Origin of the sequence: Roseinatronobacter sp. S2 (assembly GCF_029581395.1) — a bacterium.
Taxonomy (GTDB): Bacteria; Pseudomonadota; Alphaproteobacteria; order Rhodobacterales; family Rhodobacteraceae; genus Roseinatronobacter.
In genome coordinates this window covers 82076-105819 of sequence record NZ_CP121116.1, presented here as the reverse complement: position 1 = coordinate 105819, position 23744 = coordinate 82076, and the positions used below count along the sequence as shown (strand labels likewise).

Here is a 23744-nt window from a genome sequence, read left to right as displayed (position 1 = left end):
GCCTACAGCGTTTCCGGTGATTCAACAAAATACTGAAACGCTGTAGGCCCTGTCGCGTCTTTGCAAGCAAGGATTGAAATGATGTTCAAGATTGACGATGGTGAAGACGGCATGCGACCGGCGATGCAGTTCGCGACGGCATATCAGACAATGGCGATGGCCGCAGGCGAAGTATTCTTGCGCAGGTCAATGATGTTCGCGCATGGATCAATCGGCGCCCCGGATGCGGTATCCATGTTGATGGAAAAGGCCACGACCTTTGCTGAATCTGCGGGAGAGGCAACCACCGCACTGGTCAGCGGCCATGATCCCGTCGAAGTTGCTATTGCAGCGCTGGAACCCTACGGCACCCGCACGGCGGCAAATATCCGTGATCTGCGCGGCTTCGACTGACCCTTGCCAGAAGGGGCATGATGCCCTTGTTATATGCTGATGTCATAGGGTGCGGACCTTCCGGTTAATTCCACCCGCAGCGGTGGAATGGTCGCGCGCAACGTGACTTAGCAGGCCGCTGAAATAGTCCTGTCTCGACAGCGGTTTGAGAACATGATTCACTCTTTGCACTGTAACGGCGGGGGTGACGATGCGCGGGACGGACGGGACGAGCGGGTCGCTGTTCAGCTATGTTGATCTGGAGGAGCGCATTCCGGTGCGGCACCCTTTGCGCAAGATCCGTCAGGTGGTGAATGACGCGCTCGCCAGTCTCGATGCCGAGTTCGAGGCGCTTTACACCGATTTCGGCCGCCCTTCGATCCCGCCGGAACGGCTGATCCGGGCCAGCCTGCTGCAACTCCTGTTCTCGGTCCGATCCGAGCGTCAGTTGATGGAGCAGATGAATTACAACCTGATGTTCCGCTGGTTTGTCGGGCTGGGTATCGATGATCCCGTCTGGGTCCCGACCGTCTTCACGAAGAACCGCGACCGGCTGCTGAGCACGCAGATGTCGCGCAAGGTGATGGCGGCGATTCTGGCCCATCGCGAGGTCGCGCCGCTTCTGTCGGACGACCACTTCTCGGTCGATGGCACGCTGGTGAAGGCTTGGGCGTCGATGAAGAGCTTCCAGCCGAAGGCAGAGACCACCCCGCCTGACGATGACGGGCCATGCGATCCACTCGCCCCAGATGCCACGCTTGAGCCCGCGCCTTCCGAGACCCCAACCGAGACCGACCCGATGCCCCGCACCACCAAACCCCACCGCAATGCCGAAGTCGATTTCAAGGGCGAGAAACGGTCCAATGCCACCCACGCCTCGACCACCGACCCGGACGCGCGCCTTTACAAGAAGTCCCCGGGCACCGGGGCGATGCTTTGCTTCATCGGGCATGCGCTGATGGAGAACCGGAGTGGGCTGATCGTGCAAGGCGACCTGACCCAGGCTGACGGCCATGCCGAACGTACGGCCGCCCTGGACATGGTTCATCGCCATTCCCCTGGATCGACCCGGCAGATGACGCTGGGGGCCGACAAGGGGTATGACGCGGGTGGGTTCGTTGCCGACCTGCGCAAAGCCTGCGTCACGCCCCATATCGCCCAGAAAACGAGATATTCAGCAATCGATGGCCGAACCACCCGACATGCCGGTTACGCCCTGTCCCAGAAGCACCGAAAGAAAATTGAAGAGGCGTTCGGCTGGGCGAAAACCGTCGGCGGCATGGCACAGACCATGTATCGCGGCGTCGATCGCGTCCGGTCGCGGTTCATCCTGACAATGGCCGCCAACAACCTCGCAAGACTGCCCCGGTTGCTGGCTGTGTGACGCGGAAGAACCGCACCTGGCGCGTATGTCGAACGCGCCGACAGACATCGCAATCCCCCGACCCAGCCCTGATGAAGGGACAGCCTTCCGGCTCAGGGACTATTTCAGCGCCCTGTTAGGGGCAATTGTCTGCGTCGATCATAGCGGTCCACGATGGCGCGCTGAGGCGCGGGATTGCGTTGCATTCAGGCGCGGATGCCCCATCAGTGACGCGTAAGCGCTTCGTTAAAGCGGGGTCAATTCCTGACCTTGCAGGCGGACAGTCTGCTTATACCTTTCAGCCATGATACTGGAATCCCCATATGAATCCCCCAATGGATTTATGCAAAAGATTCGGGTTGGATGCATAATACTTTTGAAAACTGGCATAGTACCAAAGGGGCAAAGTTATAATTCTTTGGTATTATAGGTATTTTGAATAAATCATTAATTCTTGCATAGATCGACTGACGTGGGCTTTGTCAATGGTATCGGCACGAAAGGCTGATCCTTATACCCCGGAAGTTGGAGAGAGTTGAAATGACAAAATACATGACGCAGCGTTTTAAAAATTTCCTGAAAAAGGAAGATGGCGCAACCGCAATCGAATATGGACTTTTTGCGGCTTTGGTTAGCGCTGTGATTGTTGCTGCGGTTGCTACGCTTGGAGGGTCTGTGAACACGGCCTTTGAGACAGTAAATGATGAGCTTGAATGCGCAGCTTCGGCGGACCCGACAGATTGCTAATTGGTGGCTTTCTGAACCTCCCATCTAATTGCAGAATAACCGTGCGGTTGGGGTAAAATCCCCAACCGCGGAACGCAATAAAACCTTCCTTTTTTAACAGAAAAGAAAGTAAAAAGCCATGCCCCCTTCACAATCCCATCCAGGTTTCGCGGCATATGTCTTTTCAAAACAGGCCAAGGATATTGCGCACGATACCGCGCGCCTTGCGGGTTGGAATGAAGACAATATCCACGGCGGCGGGCTTGCGGGGGCGGCGCGGCTGGTGGCGGACCGGCCGCTTGCGCAGCATATGATCGCGGAGATTGGCAATGAAAGCCTGCCGCAAGCCTGCGAAAGCGTGACAGAAATTGTGCGCTCGGGCACGCGGCTGGTTGTGGTGGGCCAGCATGACAGTATTTGCACCTATCGCGCCTTGCGGTCTGTGGGCGCGCTGGAATACCTGCCCTTTCCGGTGCGGGGAACGGATGTGCTTGCCTCTCTGACGCAGAAGGTTGCGAATGCCGACCAGCCGGTTAAGCGCGCTTTGGCGATTGGCGTTGTCGGGTGCAGCGGCGGGGTCGGCGCAAGCAGTCTGGTCGAAAATCTGGCCTATGTGGCCAAGCTTGACCCGATTGCGCAGCGCGTCGGGCTGTTTGATTTCGACCTGTGGTTCGGGTCAATGGCGCATGACCTGAACCAGGACCCGACAACCGGCCTGCTGGAGGCATTGGCCGCCCCCAAGCGCGTGGACAAGACATTCGCGGATGCATCCATGCTGGAAATCAGGGACGGGCTGTTTTTGTATTCCCATCAGGCGCGCAACGGTCAGGATGCGATGGAACTGGAAACCGGCATTGGCCCGCTGCTGAATAACCTGTCGCCCATGTTCGACATTATGGTGGTCGACCTGCCCCGCGCCCTGTTGCTGCGCCAGCCCGAGATCGCGCAATACCTGAACGCGCTTGTTCCCGTTCTGGCACCCGGATACGCAAGCATCAACGCCTATGCGCGCATTGTGCAGGGCTGCCTGAGCGAGAACCGCACGCTGAAAGTGGCCCCTGTGCTGTCCGACCTGCGGGGTGGCGCCGCGCTGCGCAAGAAGCAAATTGCACTGGCCATCGGGCAGGAATTTCACGGCACACTTCCTTTGTGCGAACATGCCATGATCAAGGCGCAGCAAGCGGGCGCGCCTGTTGTCTGTGTCAAGCGCGGGTCGAACTACAGCGCAAATGTCCGGTCGCTGTGGCGTGATCTGTCCGCAGAACACCGGCCCCAAAAGCGGGGGTTCTGGCGATCAGCATTTCAGAAGGTCATGACATGACCGCTGGCGCAGATTCAGAAGATGCACGGTCCCCTGTGGCGTGGGTGCTGGAAAAGGTTCAATCCGAAAACCATTCCGAACCGGTGTCAGTGCATCACCTGAATGACGCTATTTCCAGTTTTGTCCAGCAAACAGATGCGCCGGTGTCCATTGCAGAACAACGGCTGATTTTGACATCTGCACTGCGCCGTCTGTCGCATGATGGCCATGTCGTCACGCAGGTTGATTGCACGCCGTCGGGCGCGGGGGCGGCCTACCAGAAGGCGCAGTTTCTTCGGCAAAGTGCCGAAATCATGGACGAGGTGTCGGCCAATATCGACTTTGCGGCATTCAGCGCCATGAGTGACACCGACAAATCGGCCGAGATTAATGGACTGGTGCGCAGCTGCGTCCGGGAACGCCGCGTGCAGATCAATGCCGAAGAGCTTGAAGCGCTGGCGCAGGCTGTCATTAACGAAATGATGGGCTACGGGCCGTTGCAACCGCTGCTGGATGACGAGACGGTGACGGACATCATGGTGAATGGTGCCGACCGTATCTATCTGGAGCGCGATGGCAAGATTGAAAAAGCCGACATTTCCTTTCGCGATGATACTCATGTCCTGAACCTTGCATCACGCATCGTGTCAGAGGTGGGACGGCGCATTGACGAAAGCCAACCGCTTGTTGATGCCAGATTAAAAGACGGCAGCCGCGTCAATATTGTCATCCCGCCGCTGGCGATTGACGGCCCCGCCATTACAATCCGCAAATTCCCTGCGCAGCCCATGCGTCTGCGAACCCTTGTCGAAAAGGGCGCGTTGACGCGCAAGATGGCCGCTTTTCTGGCGCTGGCGGCGGAAATGCGGCTGAATATACTTGTGTCCGGCGGCACCGGTTCAGGCAAGACAACGCTTCTGAACGCCATGTCCGAATGCATCCCGCGTGGCGAACGCATTGTCACGCTGGAAGATGCGGCAGAATTGCAGCTGCAACAGGGCCATGTGGTCCGGTTTGAAACGCGCCCCCCCAGCATCGAAGGGCGCGGCGAGATCACCATGCGCACCTTGTTGCGCAATGCCCTGCGCATGCGTCCTGATCGCATAATAATCGGCGAAATCAGGGGCGAGGAAGCCCTTGACCTGTTGCAGGCCATGAACACCGGCCATGACGGGTCCATGAGCACGCTGCACGCAAACTCCCCCAGAGAGGCATTGACGCGGATTGAAGGGATATGCGCGCTGGCCAATTACAACCATTCCCCCGATGCCATTCGCCGCCAGTTGGCGGATGCAGTGAACCTGATTATTCAGGTAGCAAGAATGCGCGACGGAACGCGCCGCGTCACATCGGTTTCCGAAGTCACCGGCATGGATGGCGGCGTGATTACGCTGCAAGATATCTTTACCTTCAGGATAGGCCACGAGAGCGGGCGAAATACCGTTTCGGGCGAATTTCACAGCACAGGATATCGTCCCATGGCCGCATCACGCGCTGCCGAATTCGGGCTGTCAAAAGCGCTTGATGATGTTCTGAGGAGTTGACGGATGGTGATGACGCTGCTGCTCTTTCTGGGAATTTTGCTGACGCTTACGTCATTTGGATTGCTGGCAATCATATCGCTGGACCGGAAGCGGCAAGGGCGGGCAATCCGCATCAGCCGCGCATTGGACAGTCAGGCTGTTGCCGCATTCGCAAGCACCAAGGGTGCGACACGGGGCGAAAGGGCACGCAGAACGGCGCGGTTCGGCTGGCGCGGGCTGGCGCTGGATGCCGCGCTTCAAAAGGCGGGCATCGCGCTTCGCAGTGGTGATTTTCTGGGGTTAATCCTTGTCGGGGCAATCGGTAGTGCCGCATTCGCGCATTTCATCATGCTGATGCCGCCCATGGCTGGCATCGTTGCCGGTTTGGTTGCATCCAGCATGGCGGGCTGGTCAATTCTGTGCATTTCGACTGCCAGGCGCGCAAGTGCCTTTGCTGCACAAATGCCGACAGCGCTTGATACATTTGCGCGCGCCCTTCGGGCGGGGCGGCCAGTGTCAGATGCGCTGGATGTCGTTGTCCAGAACACGCAAGCGCCGCTGAAGCTGGAGATGGAAAAATGCCGCGATATGCTGGCCCTTGGCCATAGCCTGAACGAAACCCTGCGCAGACTTGCCGACCGTGTCGACGTTCCAGAGGTGCGGTTTTTCAGTGTTGCCACGCATCTTCAGTCCGAGACGGGCGGCAACCTTGTCGAAACAATCGAACACCTGGCCGAGCAGTTGCGCGAGCGCCTGAAGCTAAAGAAGAAGATACGCGCCCTGTCCGCAGAAGCGCGTGCGTCGGCCATGATCCTTGGTGCGCTGCCCTTTGCGATTGCGGCGGTGCTGTTTGCCATAAACGCCGATTATCTGCTGCCGCTGGTTCAGGATGCGCGTGGCCGCGCAATGACGGGGCTGGGATTGGCCAGTCTGGCAGCGGGCATGCTTGTTCTGTTCAGGATGGGGCGGCTTGATGTTTGATGCGGACATCTATCCCTTTGTTCTGGCAGCGGTTGCCTTGGGTGTCATCGTGTTTGCCATTGGCGCGCTGATATCTGCAACGACCGCTGGTGCGCAGCACGACAAGCGTATTGCGCGCGCAATCGGGCGTGAAAATACGCGCAGGCCCCGCAGCATCAGCCCATCCCTGGCAACCGGTGCCATAGGGGCCTTGCGCGGTATTGCCGCCAGTATAGGGGAGCGCCTGACAATCATGAGCGGTGGAGAGGCGCGCCGCAGCGGCGCGTTTCTGGCATCGGCCGGATTCGACGGGCGTGACGCAGTGGTTATCTATGCATTCGTCAAGACCATCGTGCCGGGGTTGTGTTGTATTGCCGGTTTGATCTGGATTGCGCTTTTCCCGTCTGCGGGAACCAGCCTTGTTTTTCAGGTGGCATTGGTTGCGGGGTTCGGGCTCTTCCTGTCCAAGGCGACAGACGTTCTGATTGGCCTGCGCCGGAACCGGCGGCTTGCGGCCATTCGCGATGGCTTGCCGGATATGCTGGAACTGTTTGTCATTGCCTCCGAGGCGGGGTTGGGTGCGCAGCCATCGCTGGAACGTGTCGCGCGGGAATTGAAGGCGCTGCACCGCGAACTTGCGACGGAATTAAGCCGCGTTCTGAATGAATTGAAGGTGAATAATGACCGCAAGAAAGTGTTTGATGATCTTGCGATCCGCGTGCCCCTTGTTGAAATAGGGCAGTTCACGCAAACAATATTACAAGCCGAACGCCATGGAACGCCATTCAGCACCGCAATCAGAACGCTGGTGCGCGAACAGCGCGCCGACCGCCTGTTCCGGGTCGAAGAAAAGGCCGCGCGATTGCCTGTTCTTATGACGATCCCGCTTGTGTTCCTGATTATGCCCGCAGTGTTTGTCGTGCTTGTTGGCCCCGCCGTCATCCGCGTGCTTGATAACATCATCGGGGGGATGTGACGCATGACCCCGCAAGGCAAAATAAGGCAGCCCATCCAATTATTTCGCGCAGGTGAGAAAGGTGCTGTCGCGGTCGAATTTGCCCTGATTGCGCCGCTGCTGATTGCATTGGTGTTCGGAACCATCAGCTTTGGATATCTGTTCGGCGTGTCGCATTCCGTCCAGCAGCTTGCTGCCGAAGCGGCCCGCGTTTCGGTGAAGGGGCTGGAAGACGATGAACGCGAAGAGCTTGCGAAGGATTATATCATAAACGCGAAGCTACGTTACCCGCTGCTGCGTCAGGATGCGATCAGTTGGACTGTTGACGTGACCGACGGCGCGCTGGCCGATGTGCAGGTGACGGTCATCTACGCGGTTGACGGGTCGCTGCTTGAACTGGCCAACAGTCTTTTCGGGTTGGGTATATCTGAAATCGTGGGGAGGGCCTATCTTGCCTATTAAGCCCCCAACCCTTCGCAGGTTTACCCGCAGCGAGGATGGCGCCGTGGCAATCATCGTGGCGTTGCTGTTGACGGTCTTGTTCGGGTTCGTGGCGTTTGGCGTTGATCTGGGCCAGATTTACCGCGACCAGAACCGCCTGCAAGCGCAGGCCGATCTGGCCGCCATGGGCGCGGTCGTTGACCTGACCAATGCGCCAGCCCGCGCGGGCACCATGTTAGAACGTAACGCGGCCACGCCCGACGCGTTGAAAGCGCTTCGATACGGGCGCTATATGCTGAACCCCGACATTGCGCCTGAATCGCGCTTCACCGAATTGCCATCCGGCAATTACGGGGTGAATGCAGTCCAGCTTGATGTAAGCAATGCCACGCCGCTTACGTTTGCGCAGATGTTTCTGAACCAAAATTCAATCGAGCTAAGCGCGACCGCAACGGCAATGCAGCCCAGCGGTGCCAGTTTCACGCTGGGGTCTGGTCTGGCGCGTCTGGAAGGGGGCGTCATACAACAGTTGACTGGCGCGAACATCACCTTGACGGCGCTGGATCATGAAGCGCTTTTGGACGGCAGGGTCACACTTCTGGCATTTCTGGATGAACTGACCACCGAAATCGGGTTCGAGGCCGGCAATTATGTCGACCTGCTTGCACTGCAAATCGGCTTGCCGGAAATTCTTGCCAGTCTGGCCAGAACGCAAACAGGGCAGGCCGCCGAATTCCTTGACCAGCTTGCGGTTGAATCCACCCCGCAATATGTGGAACTGGCGCGCATTGTATCTGTGTTTGGCCAGCCACTTGGATTGAAGAGTGATGATTTTCTGGTCAGAATTCTGAAAGAAACAGAACTATCCGCCTTGGATATTCTGGCCGCGACGCTGGATGTCATTTCTGCAAGCCGCGCGATTGATCTTGATGTCGATGTGAACATCGAGGGGTTATTGGACCTTGATGCAGAACTATTGGTGCAGGAACGCGCACAGAATTCGGGCTGGGTGTCCGTCGGTGAACCGGGCGCGAAACTGCACACTGCGCAGACCCGTCTTCGTACAGAGCTGGAATTAAATCCGAACCTATTGGGATCACTTGGCATCGGGGTAGAAGCACTTTCACTGCGCTTGCCGCTTTATCTGGAAGTCGCGAATGCAGAAGCTGAACTGACCTATGTAAACTGCCGCCCCGACCACCCTAATGCTGTTGTCGCCGCTTTTGACACAGGGGCGAACCCGCTGGACGGGGCAAGCGGCCCGCATGTTGCCGAACTGTTTCTTGGACAGTTCAGCGAGGAACGATTTATTTCAGGCCCAAAACTTACACCTGCGGATTTGGACTATGCGGACTTGCTGGATATTTCCCTGAAGGTTCTCCTGCTCCCAGACATAAAACTGACGCTTCAGGCGAAAGGAGGTGCCATTGTGGGGACCAGCGATACCGGCACAGTCACCTTCACGCAGAAAAGTATGGATTATCCCCAGAGCATCTCTTCAAAAGCGCTATTATCCGGCGCGATCAGTAGTTTGCTTGGCAATGGCGGACTGTCAATTCGCGTTAAACCAGAACATGAAAGCCTTGTGGGTGCTTTGTTGGAGCCGCTGCTAAATCCTGTAGTTGGCCTGCTTCAGACGGGTCTGCTTGCAGGCGTTGCGGGCATTGTCGACGCCGCACTAGAGGTCACGCTGGATGCGGCAGGTGTTCAGGTGGGCACCGCGGATCTGGAACTTGTGGACACCACCTGCGGCGCGCCAAGGCTTGTTCAATGACCATGGCCTGCGCACCCATATCGGGCGACACGCCTGCGCCGCGATTTTCTGACCCACCCAAGGGAGGAACCATTATATGAGAGTGCTTCTTGCGCTGGTGTTGCTGTTGGGGATTGGTCTGGCCGGTGTGGCCGCCAAGACGATCCATGACCGTATCATCAGTATCAGACGCGACTGGCCGAACAGCAGCAGCAAATCCTGCCGACCACGGAAATATTTGTGGTCACGCGCCAGTTGAATTACGGTGAACGCTTGCGGCCGGAAGATGTGCGCCTGATCCGGTGGCCGGAAGGGAATGTGCCCGCGGGCGCGTTTCGCAAACGTGATGACATTTTCCCGTCAGATGAAGACCAGCTGCGCACGATTTTGCGCACGATGGAACGCGACGAGCCGCTGTTGCAGGCGAAAGTCAGCGCGCCCGGTGAAGATGCAGGCGTCGCGTCGCGCCTTGTTGCAGGCACGCGCGCGTTCACATTGCGTGTTGATGTGGTCGCAGGTGTGTCCGGTTTTCTGCGCCCCGGTGACCGTGTCGATGTCTATTGGACCGGAGCCGGGCGCAATGGCACCAGCGTTACACGGCTGATCCGGTCAAATGTAAAGATCATCGCAATTGACCAGATTTCCAACGAGGCAACAAGCAACCCGATCATCGCGCGCACAATCACCATAGCCGCAAAGCCGCAGGACATTGCAGCCCTGACGCAGGCGCAATCCGCAGGGTCGCTTACCCTAGCTTTGGTGGGGTTGAATGAGGATGAAAACACCGTGACCGAAACAGTCGAAGTGTCGATGGATTCCTTGCTTGGCCCGCGCGAACAAGTTGCGGAAACGGCAGAACCCAACGCCGCATGTCTGGTGCGCCACCGGCGCGGCGCCGAGGTTGTCGTGCTGGAAGTCCCCTGCACGCAGTAGGGCCGGGGGTGTCATATTGATTGCGTTAATCTGCGCAACAAATCTATTTTATTGCCTTCTTGGGCATTGCAGCGCTGCTTGGACCTACTGCAACATTCGCTGCGTTTTCTTCCGGGTCAGGTGTGGAAAGCACCTTGAGCAAGGCGCGCTGGTGTTTCGCGTTCTGGTTGCTTTGTGTGGCTTTCGCTGCGTCACAAACTTCATCCGTTACGAAAGCGATAAGTTGATATCTGTTTTCCAGACCGGATTTTTGATAAATAGAACCGAGTTGCGATTTTACTGTCGACAGAACACTGCCGCGCATCTTTGCGATTTCCGCATTCGAAAACCCTTTGACGACAAGAATTGCAACGTCGGTTTCTGCCTTTGACCGCCCCCAGTCGCGGGCGTGCATTTCAACAACGTTTTCTTTCCCCGGTTCATGCAGAGGCGTAGAAAAAGATTTAGAATCATGTGGTAACGTGACCAGATGCCCGAAAAACCGATATATGACGAAGATTGCCAAACCCGTAAGGAGAGTAAATATCAGGTATAGCAATAACAACACCGGCCCTGTCCGCGTAAGTTCATCAAGGAAGAAGGTTGATACGAGCGCCGTTTTCCCGAATGCAACAAGTAATATAAGCGCTATCCCGATGAAAACTGAATTCGTGCGACCCATGTGATGTCCCTTCGTTTTTTTGTTTTAGGCTCTTCCAACTGGTTACGTCACAAGCTTCAGCTTAGCGCCACCAGACTTCAAAGTTAAGCAAAAACCCGCTATGTCATCAGGTTTCCTCAACCATAGGGTGATTAAATATGGCCTGAACATCTGGGTTCCGCATATACTTGGCTGTTTCTTCCAGGAGACAAACCCGAATTTCAACGGATTTATCGGCGCTGCGGGGTTAGTATTGCACTGGCGTATCGGGCCTTTTGTTTCCGACGACTGGCAAGCCCGTGTCGCAAGGTGGCATGGAATTTCTGGTCGGACACCCTGTCGCGATTGCCGGTTTCCAAAGCGTGTAGCGTCAATTCCTAACTTCATGCAGCACCGCCCGAAATTCGCGTTCAGGCGCGGGGCCGGACTTGTCAAACACGGGCAAAGCTGCTCTTTTGCACGCCTGATTGATGCATTTCATCATCAACACTCAAGGGGGAGGAGATTTAAATGCTGACTACAAGAATTTCTAAATACATGGGTTTAGGCGCAATTACACTGGGCGCGGGCCTGACCGTGGCATCCATGGCCACAGCAGAAACGCGGGTCACGCTGAAATCAGCATCATCGACCAGTTCGTATTATGTGATGATGGTTCAGTTGGGTGAAATGCTTAGTGCGCAATCCGGTGGCGCAATCCAGCCAACGGTCGAAGAAAGTCAGGGGTCCGTCCAGAACGTTGCCGAAGCAGGTCGCAGGCCCGGTGCGTTCTTGTTTACCACCCCGCCGAACCTGATTGCCGATGCGCAAGCAGGCGAAGCCCCGTTCGAGCAGGGCGATTTCGACAGCATCCGCACACTTTTCCCGATGCCGTTTATCACAATTCATTTGGTGGTTCGCGCCGACAGTGACATTCACAGCGCCGCTGATCTGGCCGGGCGCAGCTTTATCTCGGGCGGGACGGGCACATTCTGTCAGGGTCAGGTCGCGTCGATTTTCGAAACGCTGGGCATCGCTGACAGTGTCACTGCCCCTGAAATGGAATTGTCCGGTGCACCGGCGGCGTTGCGCAACAATCAGGTTGACGGCTATGCGACATGCTCGGCCCATCCCACGCCACAGGTGCAGGAACTGGCCGCCACACTGCCCGTGCGCATCCTGTCCTTCACTGAAGAAGAGCGCGATGCAATCATCGCCGCAAACCCCGGTGCGGGCGCGGTGACCGTTGCCGCAAATACCTATGCAGGGGTAGAAGACGAAATTGCGACCATGGCCGTGCCCGTGGGCGCATATGCAACCAATATGGACGATGATACCGCGCTGGCAATCGTATCGGCCTTTTGGGAACAGCGCGAAGGTATGGCTGACACAAACCCTTGGTGGGCGGGTGTAACACCTGATCTTGTCCCGCAACTGGGCGCGCCACTGCATGAAGGCATTGTTGAATTTTATGCCGAACGTGGCGTGGATATGCCCTGAGCCTGAGGCTGTGTTGCCAAGCTAGAAGATAACACACAAGATAAGGGCGCGCGCCTGACACATGTGATTGCGCGCGCCCTTCCACTATTGCGCAAATGCGAGGTCGGTCGGTGCTGCCTCGATAGCTGACATCGGAGGCTCGATGAAACACGCGTCGTTTTTTGAGAAATGGCTATCGGTCGAGCTGGAAGACCAGCGTTTCGGGGCAATCGCAATCGGGCTGGCAGTGACGCTGGTCGGGTTTCACATGTGGAACGCTTTTGCAGGCCTTATTCCCAACCTGATCACCCGACCGGCGCATCTGGCCCTGGCATTGCCGTGGATCTTCGTGATTGGCGCGGCAGCACGGCAGGGGCGGGCCGCGTATTGGTCCGGCTGGGCGTTTCTTGCCATTGGCCTGACGGTCTGTGTGCTGATCATGCTGAACCGGCGCGATCTGATCCAACAATACGGCGCGCTTAACGGCCCTGTCCAGATTGCCTTGGCGGGTGCGCTGATTGTGGTGGTGCTGGAAATGGCGCGCCGCGCGATCAAGATCGTTTTGCCCGCTGTCGCGACAATCGTGCTGGCCTATGCGTTTTTTGGCGCCTACATCCCCGGAAAGTTTGGTCATGGCGGGATGCCGGTCGATTATCTGTTGGGCACCCTGACCATAACCGAAGGCGGGTTATGGGGCACCCTGACGGGCACGTCCGTCGATACAATCGCGATGTTCGTGATCCTGGGTGGGTTCATTTCGGCCGGGCAGGCGGGTGCAGGGTTCATGTCGTTTGCAACACAAATCGCGGGCCGCGCGCGCGCGGGTGCGGCAAAGGTGGCAATCCTGTCATCGGCCTTTTACGGATCAATTTCGGGGGTGGCTGCGGCGAATACGGCCTCGACCGGGATGATCACCATCCCGACGATGAAACGACTGGGCTATCCGCCGCAACTGGCCGCCGCGACCGAAGCCGTGGCCTCGACCGGGGGGCAGATCCTGCCGCCAGTGATGGGGGCAGGCATCTTCGTGATGGCGGAACTGGTGCGCGTTCCCTACACCGAGATTATGGTTGCAGCACTGCTGCCCGCGATCCTGTTTTTCATGGCGGCGTGGTTCGGCGTGCATGTCTACGCATTGCGCACCAATCTGGCTGCGTTGCCGAAAGATGCGCTGCCCGGCTGGGGGGTGGTGGCGCGGTCCGTGCCATTTTTCCTGCTGCCGTTTTCGATCCTTGTGGGGACACTTGTTTTCACCAGCTATACGCTTGCCTATGCGGCCGTGTTTGCCACCGTCGTGACCTGGGTGACGCTGATCTTTGACGCCGATGGCACGGTTTCGCTACAGGGCTGGTATCGCCGCACCCTGGTTGCTGTGGTCACAGCCGCGCAACAGGTGGCGATCATCGCAGCCGTCATCGTTTGCGCGGGGATTGTGGTGGGCGTGTTCAACATGACCGGGCTGGGGGTCAAGCTGACCTCCTTGATCCTGTCTGCATCCGACGGGCGGTTGTGGATTGCCCTGCTGCTGACGGCTTTGGCCGCGCTGGTGCTTGGCATGGAATTGCCCACGACTGCGGCCTATGTGATCTGCGCTGCGGTGGCTGCGCCCGCGCTTGTGGGCATGGGGTTGCCGGATTTGCAGGCGCATCTGTTCGTATTCTGGTATGCGCTGCTATGCACCATCACACCGCCGGTTTGCGGCAATGTCTTCATTGCAGCTGCGATTGCAAAGACGCCATGGTTGCCGGTTGCCGGAAATGCGATGCGTTTGGGGGTTGGCCTGTTCATAATCCCGCTGGGTTTTATCGCCAATCCCGAAATTCTGGACCTTGCCACCATGCCATTTGCGGCGCTGGCTGCAATGGCACAGATCGCGTTGGGGTTATGGCTTATCAGTTTTGCCGTGATCGGCGCAGCCCGACAGCCGCTGCTTGAGCTGTTGCGACTGCCCGCCTTGCCTGCGGGGCTGGCGGTGATTTTCCTGCTCTGAGGATGTAAGTCCGGGACACCGGACAAAGGTGTCCGGCCGCTGCACATTGGCTGCCTGTCATCCGGGGTCACCGCATTTATGTGCGATTGCGCGCAATGCGCGGCTGGGCAACGCGGTCGGGCCAGTTGCCATGATCTGGCCCTGCAAGGGGGATACAGCCAGAATGGAGTTGATAAACACCCCCCTTTTCGCCCTTGTGCCCGCCACAAAGGTTGGGTGACTGCACGCCGTGGTGTCTGGATGCCAACCATCACAGTGGAAACAACAATAATGTTTTACATATCAATATGCATGCGTTAACGGTGTGTAATACCTTTCTGGATATCTTTCATGATCACTGGCCCCCAGATGCGCGCGGCGCGTGCCCTTGTTGGCATCGACCAGAAAACACTGGCCGAACTTGCGGGGCTTTCCGTTCCGACGATCCAGCGGATGGAGGCCAGCCGCGGCAATGTGCGTGGTGTCGTTGAAAGCCTGACAAAGGTGATCGCAGCACTTGAACGCGCGGGCGTCGAACTTATCGGCGAAAGCACTGTCAGCACGACAGGTGGGCGCGGCGTAAGACTGAAGGGGCCTTCGGTAGACCATTAGCAATCCAACCCGCGACGGCGACCGCCGACTGCAAGCCGACGATCCCGCCGCGTCCTTTTCACAGGTGCGGCCACAGATGAAAGACCAGACGATCATTCAAGGCGATGCTCCCAGCTTCGCCGAGCTTTATACACCGAAAATTGTGACTGTTCTGCGCGAGGGTTATGGCGTTGCGCAGCTGCGCGCCGATGCCGTGGCGGGGCTGACTGTTGCAATCGTGGCGCTGCCGCTGTCGATGGCCATTGCCATTGCGTCCGGCGCCAGCCCCGCACAGGGGCTATACACTGCCATCGTCGGCGGCTTCCTTGTCTCGATGCTTGGTGGCTCGCGTTTCCAGATCGGCGGGCCTGCGGGGGCCTTCATCGTGCTGGTCGCCAGCACGGTTGCGCTGCACGGGATCGACGGGTTGATCCTTGCAACCTTTCTGTCGGGCCTGATGCTGGCTGTGATCGGGTTCCTGCGCCTTGGCACGTTCATCAAGTTCATTCCCTTTCCGGTGACCGTCGGTTTCACGGCCGGAATTGCGGTCATCATTTTTGCCAGTCAGGTCAAGGAACTCTTCGGGCTTACGCTGGAGCATGAGCCGGGCGAACTTCTGGAAAAGATTCCGGCCCTGTGGTTGGCCCGCGAAAGCGTCACACCCGCCGCCATCGCCCTTTCAGCCGCCACGGTCGGGATTATCATTGGCCTGCGCCGCTGGCGTCCGCACTGGCCGGGCATGCTTATCGCGGTTGCATTGGCGGCGGCCACTACCTTTGTGGCCCTGCCTGTCGAAACCATCGGCACAAAATTCGGCGGAATCCCGTCATCACTTCCGGCGCCACTGCTGCCCGGTTTTTCCATCGACAAGATTGTGGCAGTGCTTCCGGCCGCGATTTCCTTCACGCTGCTTGGCGCGATTGAATCGCTGCTGTCGGCGGTCGTGGCTGACGGCATGACAGGGCGCAGGCACCGGTCGAACTGCGAACTGGTCGCGCAGGGCGTGGCCAATATCGGATCGTCACTATTTGGCGGGTTTTGCGTGACAGGCACCATCGCGCGGACGGCAACCAACGTGCGGGCGGGCGCGCACGGACCTGTCGCGGGCATGCTGCATGCTGTCTTTCTTCTTATGTTCATGCTTATTGCAGCGCCGCTTGCCGCCTATATCCCGCTGGCCGCGCTTGCGGGGGTGCTTGCTGTCGTTGCCTGGAACATGATCGAGAAACCTGCCATCGCCATTCTGCTGCGCTCCGGCTGGGGCGAGGCGACGGTGCTTGGTGCCACGTTCTTCCTGACCATCTTTCGCGATTTGACCGAAGCCATCGTTGTTGGTTTCGCGCTTGGTTCAGTTCTGTTCATCCACCGCATGAGCCGCACCACCGAGGTTGCCACCAACACCGCTTTCGTTCGGGGCGACGAGGCGGACACCGCGCGCCCGCGCGCAGCTTATGACGACGCGCGGACCGCAAACCCCGATGTCGTCATCTACCGCATCAACGGTGCGCTGTTTTTTGGGGCCGCAGCGTCCATCGGGTCAGTGCTGGATCGCATTCAGGACACGCACAAAGCCCTGATCATCGACTTCTCGGCGGTGCCGTTTCTTGACTCGACAGGTGCGAACATGATCGAGGGGTTGGCGCACAAGGCGCATAAGCGGGGCGTGTCACTGTGGCTGACCGGGGGCAGCCGGGATATCCGGCGGGCATTCATAACACATGGCCTGAAGCGCCCGCTGGTCCATTATGCTGCCACGGTGGACGCGGCCCTTGCAAAAGTGCGCAAACACATCGGCAGTGCCACACAGTAACCTATTGATAACGCATGTCACGGACACGCAAACCGGTTCCCACTTTTGCGCGGCAGGCCCTATTCAAGGCGCAGGGTCGTCGCTAAATCGAACAGATGCGCGGCGGGACTGGCGAGGGAAAGTTTAATATTGTCGCCGGGTTTCAGGTCCACCCGTTCGCGCAGGACGCACACAATTTCTGTTTCATGGTGGCGTGCGAAAAGATAGGTTTCCGCACCTGTGGGTTCAATTACACCAACACGGACCGGAAGCCCATCATCGTGATCAATGACGACATCTTCGGGACGGATGCCCAATGCGATTTTGACACCGTCGGCGACATTTGCCTGCGGCATGATCGGCACAAGCTGGCCTTCGCCAACATCAAGCATCGGCCTTTCGCCTGATCGGTATGTCCCCTGTATAAAATTCATAGCGGGAGAGCCAAGAAACCCCGCAACAAACATATTTTTCGGCTTGTCATACAATTCCAGGGGCGTTCCGACCTGTTCTACAATGCCGTCATGCATCACAACAATCTTGTCGGCCATTGTCATCGCCTCGATCTGGTCGTGGGTGACATACACGGTGGTTGATTTCAGGCGCTGGTGCAGGTCCTTGACTTCGGTGCGCATCTGCACCCGCAGCTTTGCATCAAGGTTTGACAGCGGCTCATCGAACAGGAAGACTTTGGGGTCGCGCACAATCGCCCGGCCCATGGCGACGCGCTGGCGCTGCCCCCCCGAAAGATCGCGGGGAATCCGTTCAAGAAGCGGCCCAAGCCCAAGAATGGCCGCGGCTTTTTCGACCGCTGCGTTGATTTCAGATTTTGAACTGCCCCGCAGCTTTAGCGAAAAGCCCATGTTTTCCCTGACAGTCATATGCGGATAAAGCGCATAGTTCTGAAACACCATCGCGATATCACGCTCTTTCGGCGCAACATCATTGATCACAAGCCCATCCACGGAAATTGTCCCGTCTGAAATTGCCTCTAGGCCGGCGATCATCCGCAGCAATGTCGACTTGCCGCAGCCGGAGGGGCCGACAAGAACGACGAATTCTCCATCCTCGATTTCTATCGAGACCCCATGGAGAACCTCTATTGCCCCATAGAATTTGTAGACATTGCTTATCGAGACTTTTGCCATTGTGGCGCCTTTCGTGTGGGGTAGTCGTGCCGTTTGACAGGGCAGCTGCCCTGTAGCAGCCGTTCAGGTAATCAACCCTTGACCGCACCAGCCGTCAGGCCTGCGATAATATGCTTTTGTGCCGCGAAAAATACGATGATTGTCGGCAGGATCGTCAGGGTGATGAAGGCCAGGATCAGTTGCCAGTCTGTGCCATACTCGCCCCGGTAAGACATAATGCCGAGCGGCCAGGGATAGTTTTCTTCCGAGGTCAGCAAAATCAGCGGAATGATGTAATTGTTCCAGCTTTGCACAAAAGCGACAATACCAACCGTGGCGATGATTGGCCGTGACAAAGGCAGCGTTACGGCCCAGAAAAAGCGGATGTAGCTGCAACCATCCACGAAAGCGGCATCAAACAACTCCTGAGGGACGTTGCGAAAGAAGTTGCGCATCAGAAGTATGCTCATCCCAAGGCCAAACGCGACCTGTGGCAGGATAACCCCCCAGTGACTGTCCAGAAGCCCCAGATCACGGATGCGGATGAAAAGCGGCAGAATTGCCGTGGCGACCGGAAACATCAGCCCAAGCAAGAAGTAGTTGAACAGATAGCCAGACCCGAAAAAACGGATATGGGCCAGAGTGAACGCCGCCATACCCGCCACGGCCAGCGTCAGGAAAACCGTGAAGGTCGAAATGAACACCGAATTCCACAGCATCCGCCAGTAGCGTCTGGAAAACAGGATGTCACCGTAGTTCTGCCATTGCCAGATATCGGGAATGCCGAACGGATTTGTCCGCAAATCCCCAAGTGTCTTGAAGCCACCCAGCGCCGTTGTCAGAAGCGGGATCAGCACAATGCTGGCCACGATAAACAACACCGCGTAAACATAGAGAAGCCGCACAAAACGGACGCCGGGTTTCCGGGTGTTCCGCCCAACCGCAGGCCGTATCGTAGAGGTCACATCAGTCATTGCGCATAAGTGCCCGTTTATAGGTGAATGCCAGAACAACACAAAGCAGGAACAGGACCACACCAGCGGCGCTGCCAAACCCGATCTGGGTTCGCATGACACCATAGCTGTACAGGAACGTAACAAGTGTTTCGGTGCTGTTCAGCGGCCCACCACCGGTCAAGGGCATCACCACATCAAACAGCTGAAGTGACCCGATGACCGCAAAGAAAACAGAAAGGCGCAGTGTCGGCGCAAGCAAGGGAAGCGTCACATAGCGGAACCTTTGCCAGCGGCTGGCGCCATCAATATCGGCGGCTTCCAGCAGGTTGCGGTCTATTGATTGCAGACCGGCAATGAACAGCATCATGTGAAACCCAAAATATTTCCACACCACGACCGCCAGCACCGCATATATCGCAAGATCCCTGTCGGCGAGCACATAGGGCGGCTCAAGCCCGAAGAAGCCAAAGATCGCGGCAAAAAGCCCGTAATCACCATCATAGACGAAACGCCATATCAGACCGGCTGCAACATCAGCCAGCACATAAGGCAGGAAAAATATCAACCGGAAGGCAACGACACCCGGAAACCGTTCCGCCAGCAGCATCGCAAGCCAAAGCGCCAGAGGCACCTGAATCACGATCGACACAACCATGATCAGTCCGGTATTGGTCAACGCCTTGTGAAAAGCCCTGTTTTGGAAAAGCACCTCGAAATTGCGCAGTCCAACAAACTGGGTTGGTCGCCCATAGCCTGACCAGTTGTACAAACTGTACCAGGCCGCTTCGCCCATCGGTAGCATGACGAAGATCGTGAAAAGAAGCAGTGCGGGGGGGATGAACAGCAACAGGACCGGAAGCCGGCTGGGGCCAATGACCTTTTCGCGACGGATTGGCCGTGCATTCTCGCGAATTGCCTCGCCGGCTTTTGCCAGTAGTCCGTCCTTTGCAAAACCCACAGGCCATACTCCTCTTGATCATGGGCCGCCGCCGACACGGGTCGGCAACGGACCTTATTGTGCGGGGCGTCACATCACTGCAAAGAGAACTCGTTCTCCAGCATCAAGACAGCCTCTTCGGGGGACATGTTGCCTGTGACCAACTCCACCGAAATATCGTTAATGACCCGGCCAAGCGAAGGACCAAAATCCTGATCAAAGTAGTTCTGATGCCATGTCGATGCCGCAAGCTGTTCAGCCGCACCGCGCAGATGAAGGCCCTCGATTGCGTCTTCAGCGCCAACCGCGACGGGTATCAGCATCTGTGCCGCAGCCATCTTGCGCTGATTATCCGCGTTTGTAAGATAGGCGAGGAAATCCAGCGTCTCTGGTGGGGCATTCGCAGTTACAGCCCAGCCGTTCAGCCCGCCCAGCGTGTCGGTGATCTGGCTGTTGCCCCCTTCGACCATCGGGAATGGAAACCGTCCGATATTGTCTGAATCAAGGCCAACCCCGTCAGCCGCGTTGTTGCGCTGTGTGCCGTCGGTGTTTTCGAACGACAGGATCATCGCGACATTCCCATCACCAAAAGTTCCAAGCGTTTGCGGCCAGGTCGCGCCCAGATATCCGGGCTGGAATGGCGAAAGTTCACCAAGTCGCGCCAGTTCTTCACCCGCGCGAATGAAGGCTTCGTGGCCAAACCCTTCGCCCGCACCGGTTTTTGCGTTATCGACCACCTCCTGGCCACCGATCCGCATTGCAAGATAACTCCAGTAGAAATGAACCGGCCAGCGTTCACCGCCGCCGACACCAATCGGCGTGAACCCCGCATCCTTTAGCGTTTCAATCGCGTCAAGGAACGATGACCAGTCTGTCAGATCTTCCGAATTCACCCCGGCTTCTGCAAACATTTCCTTGTTGTAAAAGAAGCTGACGGTTCCCATGCGCAAGGGCACAGCCCAGACTTCGCCATCAAAACTCAGCCCGTTCAGCGCCGCCGGGTTGTAGTTGTCGCCCCAGGGCTGCCCGCCACGATCTTCGGCCATTGCCTCGGTCAGGTTCATCAATGCGCCGTTTTCGGCTTGCGCCCTAAGAACACCGCCCCCCCAGCTGTAAAAGATATGTGGCGCAGCATTTGATTGCAGCAACGTTGGCAGTCGTGCCTTGAATGCCTCATTCTCCAGAAACGACATGGTCACATTCACGTCGGGGTTTTCCGCATTATAGGTGGCGGCGATTTCTTCCCATACCGAGACGAAAGCAGGGTTCTGCTCGATATGCATCCAGCGCACTTCGGTTTGCGCCAAGGCAGTTGTCGCACACAAAAGCCCCCCCGTCGCGAGAGTGACACCCAAAATAGCAGGTCTATGGAATTTCATCTTGATCCTCCCTGAATCAGTTGCGCCTCCGCTTTCGGAGGATATTTTTTTTATTGTGTATTAAATAGGGCACCTGTTTGCCGTTCTGTCAAGCTTTTTGCCATTTGGCAGGAAAAATGGCCATTTTCGCTTGCTTCCAAGGGCGCGGTGGGTCAGGAATAGCAGAGTAATTTTGTATCAGGAATAAAATGGACAGTACCTGCTGATGAAGACCGCCGATCCAGAATTAATGCGTGCTATCAACCGCTTCCATGTTCTTGATACGATCAGGCGGCATGGCCCGTTGGCCCGCGTTGCTATATCCGAAAGGACCGAACTGTCGCCCACGACCATTTCGGCCATCACCGGATCGTTGATAGAAAGCGGATTTATTGAACCTGTAAGCGTCGGTGATCTGCGCAACAGTGGCACGGGCGGTCGCGGACGGCCCAGAGTCATGCTGCAACTGAAGGCCGATGCGGCCTGCGTCATCGGGGTCAAGGTGTCCCCTTACCGGATGCATTTTGTTCTGACCGACTTTCAGGGGGATGTGTTGTCAGAATTCAGCCTGCCGGTGCGCTTGACGCGCGAACCTGTGGATGTGCTGGCCTATCTGATTGCCGATGGCGTCCGGTCCTGTCTGATTGACGCGGGCCGGACCCTGGATGAGATTGACAGCCTGTCGATTGCCATGCCGGGCGTCATCGAACACGCAACCGGCTCTGTCCGGGAAAGTCCGTTGCTTGGCCAGTCCAACGCGCCACTGGCTGCGGCATTGCAAGATCGTCTGGGTATTCTGACATTTCTGGAAAGCGATGCGGATGCCATTGCGCAAGGGGAACGCTGGTTTGGCAAGGCGCGCGATCTTGATGACTTTGTCCTTGTCTCGCTTGAACATTCCATCGGTCTGTCGATCATGAACAAGGGGCAGCTTTTCAGGGGCGCAACCGGTTTGTCACCCAATCTGGGGGATCTGGTGATCAGCGCGCCGGACGCACCGGTGCTGATCCGCCTGTCCGAACTGGCTGAACAAAGCGCCATCATTGCGGGCCATGCCAGAACGGATTTCGCGCGCGATAACTTCCTTAGCGGAACGCCTGATACGATAATCCCGCGCATCCAGACAGGTGATCTGGTTCTGATCGAAAACGCGGGGCGCGCAGGAGAATCGCTTGGAACCGCGCTGGCCAATATCATCACGCTTCTGGCGCCCCCGCGGATACTGCTGGTGGGATCAGTCCTTGGTCTGGGCGAGCATCTGCTTGAACCGCTGCGCCGTGCAATGAAGGCTGCGGTTCCGCCTGCGCTTGCTGATCTTGGTAACGTGGACATTCATCACGCCGATGATGGCCTTTGGGCGCGTGGTGCCGCCGCTTTGGCGCTGCGCGAACTTTACGGGTCCCCGTGGGGAACCATGCGCCCCAAACAATCCAATAGCAGAAGCGATCAGGAGGGAGTGAAGCATGTCGGTTGAAAAACCAGTCGCAGTAGGGATCATCGGATGTGGAAATATTTCGGGCACCTATCTGAAGGCCGCGCCGGAATTTCCAATCCTTGATATTCGCGCCGTGGCCGACCGTGACCACGACACGGCGGTCGCACAGGGAGGAGCTTTCGGCATTCCTGCACACTCAGTCGCTGATCTTCTTGCCGACGACAGTATTGAAGTAATCCTGAATCTTACCATCCCGCAAGCACATGTCGAGGTTGGCATGGCGGCACTTGCTGCCGGAAAACACGTCTATTCGGAAAAACCGCTGGCCGTGACCTTTGCAGCAGGCAGGAAACTGGTTGACGAAGCCCACCGGCTGGGGCTGCGGGTCGGCTGCGCGCCCGACACATTCATGGGCGGCGCCCACCAGACCTGCCGCAATTTCGTCGACACCGGCACCCTGGGACAGGTGGTCGGGGGCACGGCCTCTTTCATGTGTCCGGGGCACGAACGTTGGCACCCCAATCCTGATTTTTATTACAAATCAGGCGGTGGGCCGATGCTGGACATGGGGCCGTATTACATAACCCAGCTTGTCAACCTGCTGGGCCCTGTTGCCTCTGTCACCGGCATGGCGTCTAAGTTGCGGAAGTCACGGCCCATCACCAGCGCACCACGCAGCGGCGAGATGATAGAGGTCGAGGTGTTCACCCATGTTTCAGGCACGCTGGCGTTTTCATCCGGTGCGATTGTCCAGATCGTCATGAGTTTCGATGTGGCGGGCCACCGCCATAGCCCGATCGAAATTTACGGCACCGAAGGAACGCTTCTGGTCCCCGACCCCAACCATTTCGGCGGCCGGATAGAGGCGCTTGCAAAAAACGGCGACTGGGCTGATGTGCCGATAGCGATGCCATATTGGGACGGTAATTTCCGCTCGCTCGGTTTGGCGGACATGGCGCAGGCCATACGCTCGGACCGGGCGCACAGGGCAAGCGGTGCGCTGGCGCTTCATGCGCTTGAGGTTATGGAGGCTGTAGAGCAGGCCGCCATAACCCGCAGCCGGATTGACATCACGACACAGCCAGAGCGGCCAGAGCCGCTTGGGAACAGTATCGTCAACGATGTGTTGGCGGCTTGAGATCTGAGACAAGGGGGAGA

At 57.5% G+C, this 23744-nt stretch carries 22 protein-coding genes; 17 read left to right on the top strand and 5 right to left on the bottom strand.

Going from position 1 to position 23744, the window contains the following annotated elements; all coding sequences use genetic code 11:
• The first annotated feature begins 78 nt into the window (after window positions 1-78).
• From P8S53_RS20075 to cpaB, 11 genes are all read left to right on the top strand, one after another.
• On the top strand, window positions 79-393 hold the full coding sequence (locus P8S53_RS20075) for a hypothetical protein (protein WP_277807310.1): 315 nt from the start codon (window positions 79-81) through the stop codon (window positions 391-393).
• 190 nt (window positions 394-583) lie between these two features.
• Window positions 584-1756, top strand: coding sequence for an IS5 family transposase (locus tag P8S53_RS20070; RefSeq protein ID WP_277807309.1), 1173 nt, complete (start codon window positions 584-586; stop codon window positions 1754-1756).
• A 519-nt stretch (window positions 1757-2275) separates the two neighbouring features.
• The gene (locus P8S53_RS20065) at window positions 2276-2482 is read left to right on the top strand and encodes a Flp family type IVb pilin (protein ID WP_277807308.1); all 207 of its coding nucleotides are present in this window, start codon (window positions 2276-2278) and stop codon (window positions 2480-2482) included.
• 118 nt (window positions 2483-2600) lie between these two features.
• Window positions 2601-3782 carry a hypothetical protein gene (locus P8S53_RS20060; RefSeq protein WP_277807307.1) on the top strand — a complete coding sequence of 394 codons (1182 nt, stop codon included), beginning with the start codon at window positions 2601-2603 and terminating at the stop codon, window positions 3780-3782.
• A complete protein-coding gene (locus tag P8S53_RS20055) occupies window positions 3779-5305 on the top strand; it encodes a CpaF family protein (RefSeq protein WP_277807306.1) in 1527 nt (508 codons plus the stop codon). The genes P8S53_RS20060 and P8S53_RS20055 overlap by 4 nt, the downstream gene beginning before the upstream one ends.
• Window positions 5306-5308: 3 nt before the next feature.
• Window positions 5309-6265 (top strand): type II secretion system F family protein, encoded by a 957-nt coding sequence (locus P8S53_RS20050; RefSeq protein WP_277807305.1) that lies wholly within the window; start codon window positions 5309-5311, stop codon window positions 6263-6265.
• A complete protein-coding gene (locus P8S53_RS20045; RefSeq protein WP_277807304.1) occupies window positions 6258-7220 on the top strand; it encodes a type II secretion system F family protein in 963 nt (320 codons plus the stop codon). The genes P8S53_RS20050 and P8S53_RS20045 overlap by 8 nt, the downstream gene beginning before the upstream one ends.
• A gap of 3 nt (window positions 7221-7223) precedes the next feature.
• Complete coding sequence (locus P8S53_RS20040) at window positions 7224-7661, top strand: TadE/TadG family type IV pilus assembly protein (RefSeq protein WP_277807303.1); 438 nt, start codon at window positions 7224-7226, stop codon at window positions 7659-7661.
• 43 nt (window positions 7662-7704) lie between these two features.
• Complete coding sequence (locus P8S53_RS20035) at window positions 7705-9414, top strand: pilus assembly protein TadG-related protein (protein ID WP_277807302.1); 1710 nt, start codon at window positions 7705-7707, stop codon at window positions 9412-9414.
• Between the two features lie 76 nt (window positions 9415-9490).
• A complete protein-coding gene (locus P8S53_RS21375; protein WP_306417971.1) occupies window positions 9491-9652 on the top strand; it encodes a hypothetical protein in 162 nt (53 codons plus the stop codon).
• Window positions 9634-10326: a Flp pilus assembly protein CpaB gene (cpaB, locus tag P8S53_RS20030; RefSeq protein ID WP_306417970.1), complete on the top strand. Its 693-nt coding sequence runs from the start codon at window positions 9634-9636 to the stop codon at window positions 10324-10326. The genes P8S53_RS21375 and cpaB overlap by 19 nt, the downstream gene beginning before the upstream one ends.
• A gap of 43 nt (window positions 10327-10369) precedes the next feature.
• On the opposite strand, the gene P8S53_RS20025 is transcribed toward cpaB, so the two are convergent.
• Window positions 10370-10987, bottom strand: a complete 618-nt coding sequence (locus P8S53_RS20025; RefSeq protein ID WP_277807301.1) for a helix-turn-helix transcriptional regulator — start codon at window positions 10985-10987, stop codon at window positions 10370-10372.
• A gap of 489 nt (window positions 10988-11476) precedes the next feature.
• Between P8S53_RS20025 and P8S53_RS20020 the strand changes: the two genes are divergently transcribed.
• From P8S53_RS20020 to P8S53_RS20005, 4 genes are all read left to right on the top strand, one after another.
• On the top strand, window positions 11477-12445 hold the full coding sequence (locus P8S53_RS20020; RefSeq protein ID WP_277807300.1) for a TAXI family TRAP transporter solute-binding subunit: 969 nt from the start codon (window positions 11477-11479) through the stop codon (window positions 12443-12445).
• Window positions 12446-12587: 142 nt separating this feature from the next.
• On the top strand, window positions 12588-14414 hold the full coding sequence (locus P8S53_RS20015) for a TRAP transporter fused permease subunit (protein WP_277807299.1): 1827 nt from the start codon (window positions 12588-12590) through the stop codon (window positions 14412-14414).
• Window positions 14415-14744: 330 nt separating this feature from the next.
• Window positions 14745-15005 carry a helix-turn-helix domain-containing protein gene (locus P8S53_RS20010; protein WP_277807298.1) on the top strand — a complete coding sequence of 87 codons (261 nt, stop codon included), beginning with the start codon at window positions 14745-14747 and terminating at the stop codon, window positions 15003-15005.
• A 76-nt stretch (window positions 15006-15081) separates the two neighbouring features.
• Complete coding sequence (locus tag P8S53_RS20005) at window positions 15082-16794, top strand: SulP family inorganic anion transporter (protein ID WP_277807297.1); 1713 nt, start codon at window positions 15082-15084, stop codon at window positions 16792-16794.
• Window positions 16795-16853: 59 nt separating this feature from the next.
• Here the strand turns inward: P8S53_RS20005 and P8S53_RS20000 are convergent, their stop codons facing one another.
• The 4 genes from P8S53_RS20000 to P8S53_RS19985 all read right to left on the bottom strand — a co-directional run bounded on the left by P8S53_RS20000 (window position 16854) and on the right by P8S53_RS19985 (window position 21172).
• The gene (locus tag P8S53_RS20000; protein ID WP_277807296.1) at window positions 16854-17921 is read right to left on the bottom strand and encodes an ABC transporter ATP-binding protein; all 1068 of its coding nucleotides are present in this window, start codon (window positions 17919-17921) and stop codon (window positions 16854-16856) included.
• Window positions 17922-17992: 71 nt separating this feature from the next.
• Window positions 17993-18874, bottom strand: coding sequence for a carbohydrate ABC transporter permease (locus tag P8S53_RS19995; protein ID WP_277807295.1), 882 nt, complete (start codon window positions 18872-18874; stop codon window positions 17993-17995).
• A complete protein-coding gene (locus P8S53_RS19990; RefSeq protein WP_373418560.1) occupies window positions 18867-19769 on the bottom strand; it encodes a carbohydrate ABC transporter permease in 903 nt (300 codons plus the stop codon). The genes P8S53_RS19995 and P8S53_RS19990 overlap by 8 nt, the downstream gene beginning before the upstream one ends.
• 119 nt (window positions 19770-19888) lie before the next feature.
• A complete protein-coding gene (locus P8S53_RS19985; RefSeq protein WP_277807294.1) occupies window positions 19889-21172 on the bottom strand; it encodes an ABC transporter substrate-binding protein in 1284 nt (427 codons plus the stop codon).
• A gap of 205 nt (window positions 21173-21377) precedes the next feature.
• On the opposite strand from P8S53_RS19985, the gene P8S53_RS19980 reads away from it, so the two are divergent.
• Window positions 21378-22625, top strand: a complete 1248-nt coding sequence (locus tag P8S53_RS19980; RefSeq protein WP_277807293.1) for an ROK family transcriptional regulator — start codon at window positions 21378-21380, stop codon at window positions 22623-22625.
• Window positions 22615-23724: a Gfo/Idh/MocA family protein gene (locus P8S53_RS19975; protein WP_277807292.1), complete on the top strand. Its 1110-nt coding sequence runs from the start codon at window positions 22615-22617 to the stop codon at window positions 23722-23724. The genes P8S53_RS19980 and P8S53_RS19975 overlap by 11 nt, the downstream gene beginning before the upstream one ends.
• The last annotated feature ends 20 nt before the right edge of the window (window positions 23725-23744 follow it).

What these genes read in the sequence shown, in the direction of transcription:
- P8S53_RS20075 (WP_277807310.1), top strand. Translation starts at nt 79, where the DNA reads ATGATGTTCAAGATTGACGATGGTGAAGACGGCATGCGACCGGCGATG.
- P8S53_RS20070 (WP_277807309.1), top strand. Translation starts at nt 584, where the DNA reads ATGCGCGGGACGGACGGGACGAGCGGGTCGCTGTTCAGCTATGTTGAT.
- P8S53_RS20065 (WP_277807308.1), top strand. Translation starts at nt 2,276, where the DNA reads ATGACAAAATACATGACGCAGCGTTTTAAAAATTTCCTGAAAAAGGAA.
- P8S53_RS20060 (WP_277807307.1), top strand. Translation starts at nt 2,601, where the DNA reads ATGCCCCCTTCACAATCCCATCCAGGTTTCGCGGCATATGTCTTTTCA.
- P8S53_RS20055 (WP_277807306.1), top strand. Translation starts at nt 3,779, where the DNA reads ATGACCGCTGGCGCAGATTCAGAAGATGCACGGTCCCCTGTGGCGTGG.
- P8S53_RS20050 (WP_277807305.1), top strand. Translation starts at nt 5,309, where the DNA reads ATGGTGATGACGCTGCTGCTCTTTCTGGGAATTTTGCTGACGCTTACG.
- P8S53_RS20045 (WP_277807304.1), top strand. Translation starts at nt 6,258, where the DNA reads ATGTTTGATGCGGACATCTATCCCTTTGTTCTGGCAGCGGTTGCCTTG.
- P8S53_RS20040 (WP_277807303.1), top strand. Translation starts at nt 7,224, where the DNA reads ATGACCCCGCAAGGCAAAATAAGGCAGCCCATCCAATTATTTCGCGCA.
- P8S53_RS21375 (WP_306417971.1), top strand. Translation starts at nt 9,491, where the DNA reads ATGAGAGTGCTTCTTGCGCTGGTGTTGCTGTTGGGGATTGGTCTGGCC.
- P8S53_RS20025 (WP_277807301.1), bottom strand. Translation starts at nt 10,987, where the DNA reads ATGGGTCGCACGAATTCAGTTTTCATCGGGATAGCGCTTATATTACTT.
- P8S53_RS20020 (WP_277807300.1), top strand. Translation starts at nt 11,477, where the DNA reads ATGCTGACTACAAGAATTTCTAAATACATGGGTTTAGGCGCAATTACA.
- P8S53_RS20015 (WP_277807299.1), top strand. Translation starts at nt 12,588, where the DNA reads ATGAAACACGCGTCGTTTTTTGAGAAATGGCTATCGGTCGAGCTGGAA.
- P8S53_RS20010 (WP_277807298.1), top strand. Translation starts at nt 14,745, where the DNA reads ATGATCACTGGCCCCCAGATGCGCGCGGCGCGTGCCCTTGTTGGCATC.
- P8S53_RS20005 (WP_277807297.1), top strand. Translation starts at nt 15,082, where the DNA reads ATGAAAGACCAGACGATCATTCAAGGCGATGCTCCCAGCTTCGCCGAG.
- P8S53_RS20000 (WP_277807296.1), bottom strand. Translation starts at nt 17,921, where the DNA reads ATGGCAAAAGTCTCGATAAGCAATGTCTACAAATTCTATGGGGCAATA.
- P8S53_RS19995 (WP_277807295.1), bottom strand. Translation starts at nt 18,874, where the DNA reads ATGACTGATGTGACCTCTACGATACGGCCTGCGGTTGGGCGGAACACC.
- P8S53_RS19985 (WP_277807294.1), bottom strand. Translation starts at nt 21,172, where the DNA reads ATGAAATTCCATAGACCTGCTATTTTGGGTGTCACTCTCGCGACGGGG.
- P8S53_RS19980 (WP_277807293.1), top strand. Translation starts at nt 21,378, where the DNA reads ATGAAGACCGCCGATCCAGAATTAATGCGTGCTATCAACCGCTTCCAT.
- P8S53_RS19975 (WP_277807292.1), top strand. Translation starts at nt 22,615, where the DNA reads ATGTCGGTTGAAAAACCAGTCGCAGTAGGGATCATCGGATGTGGAAAT.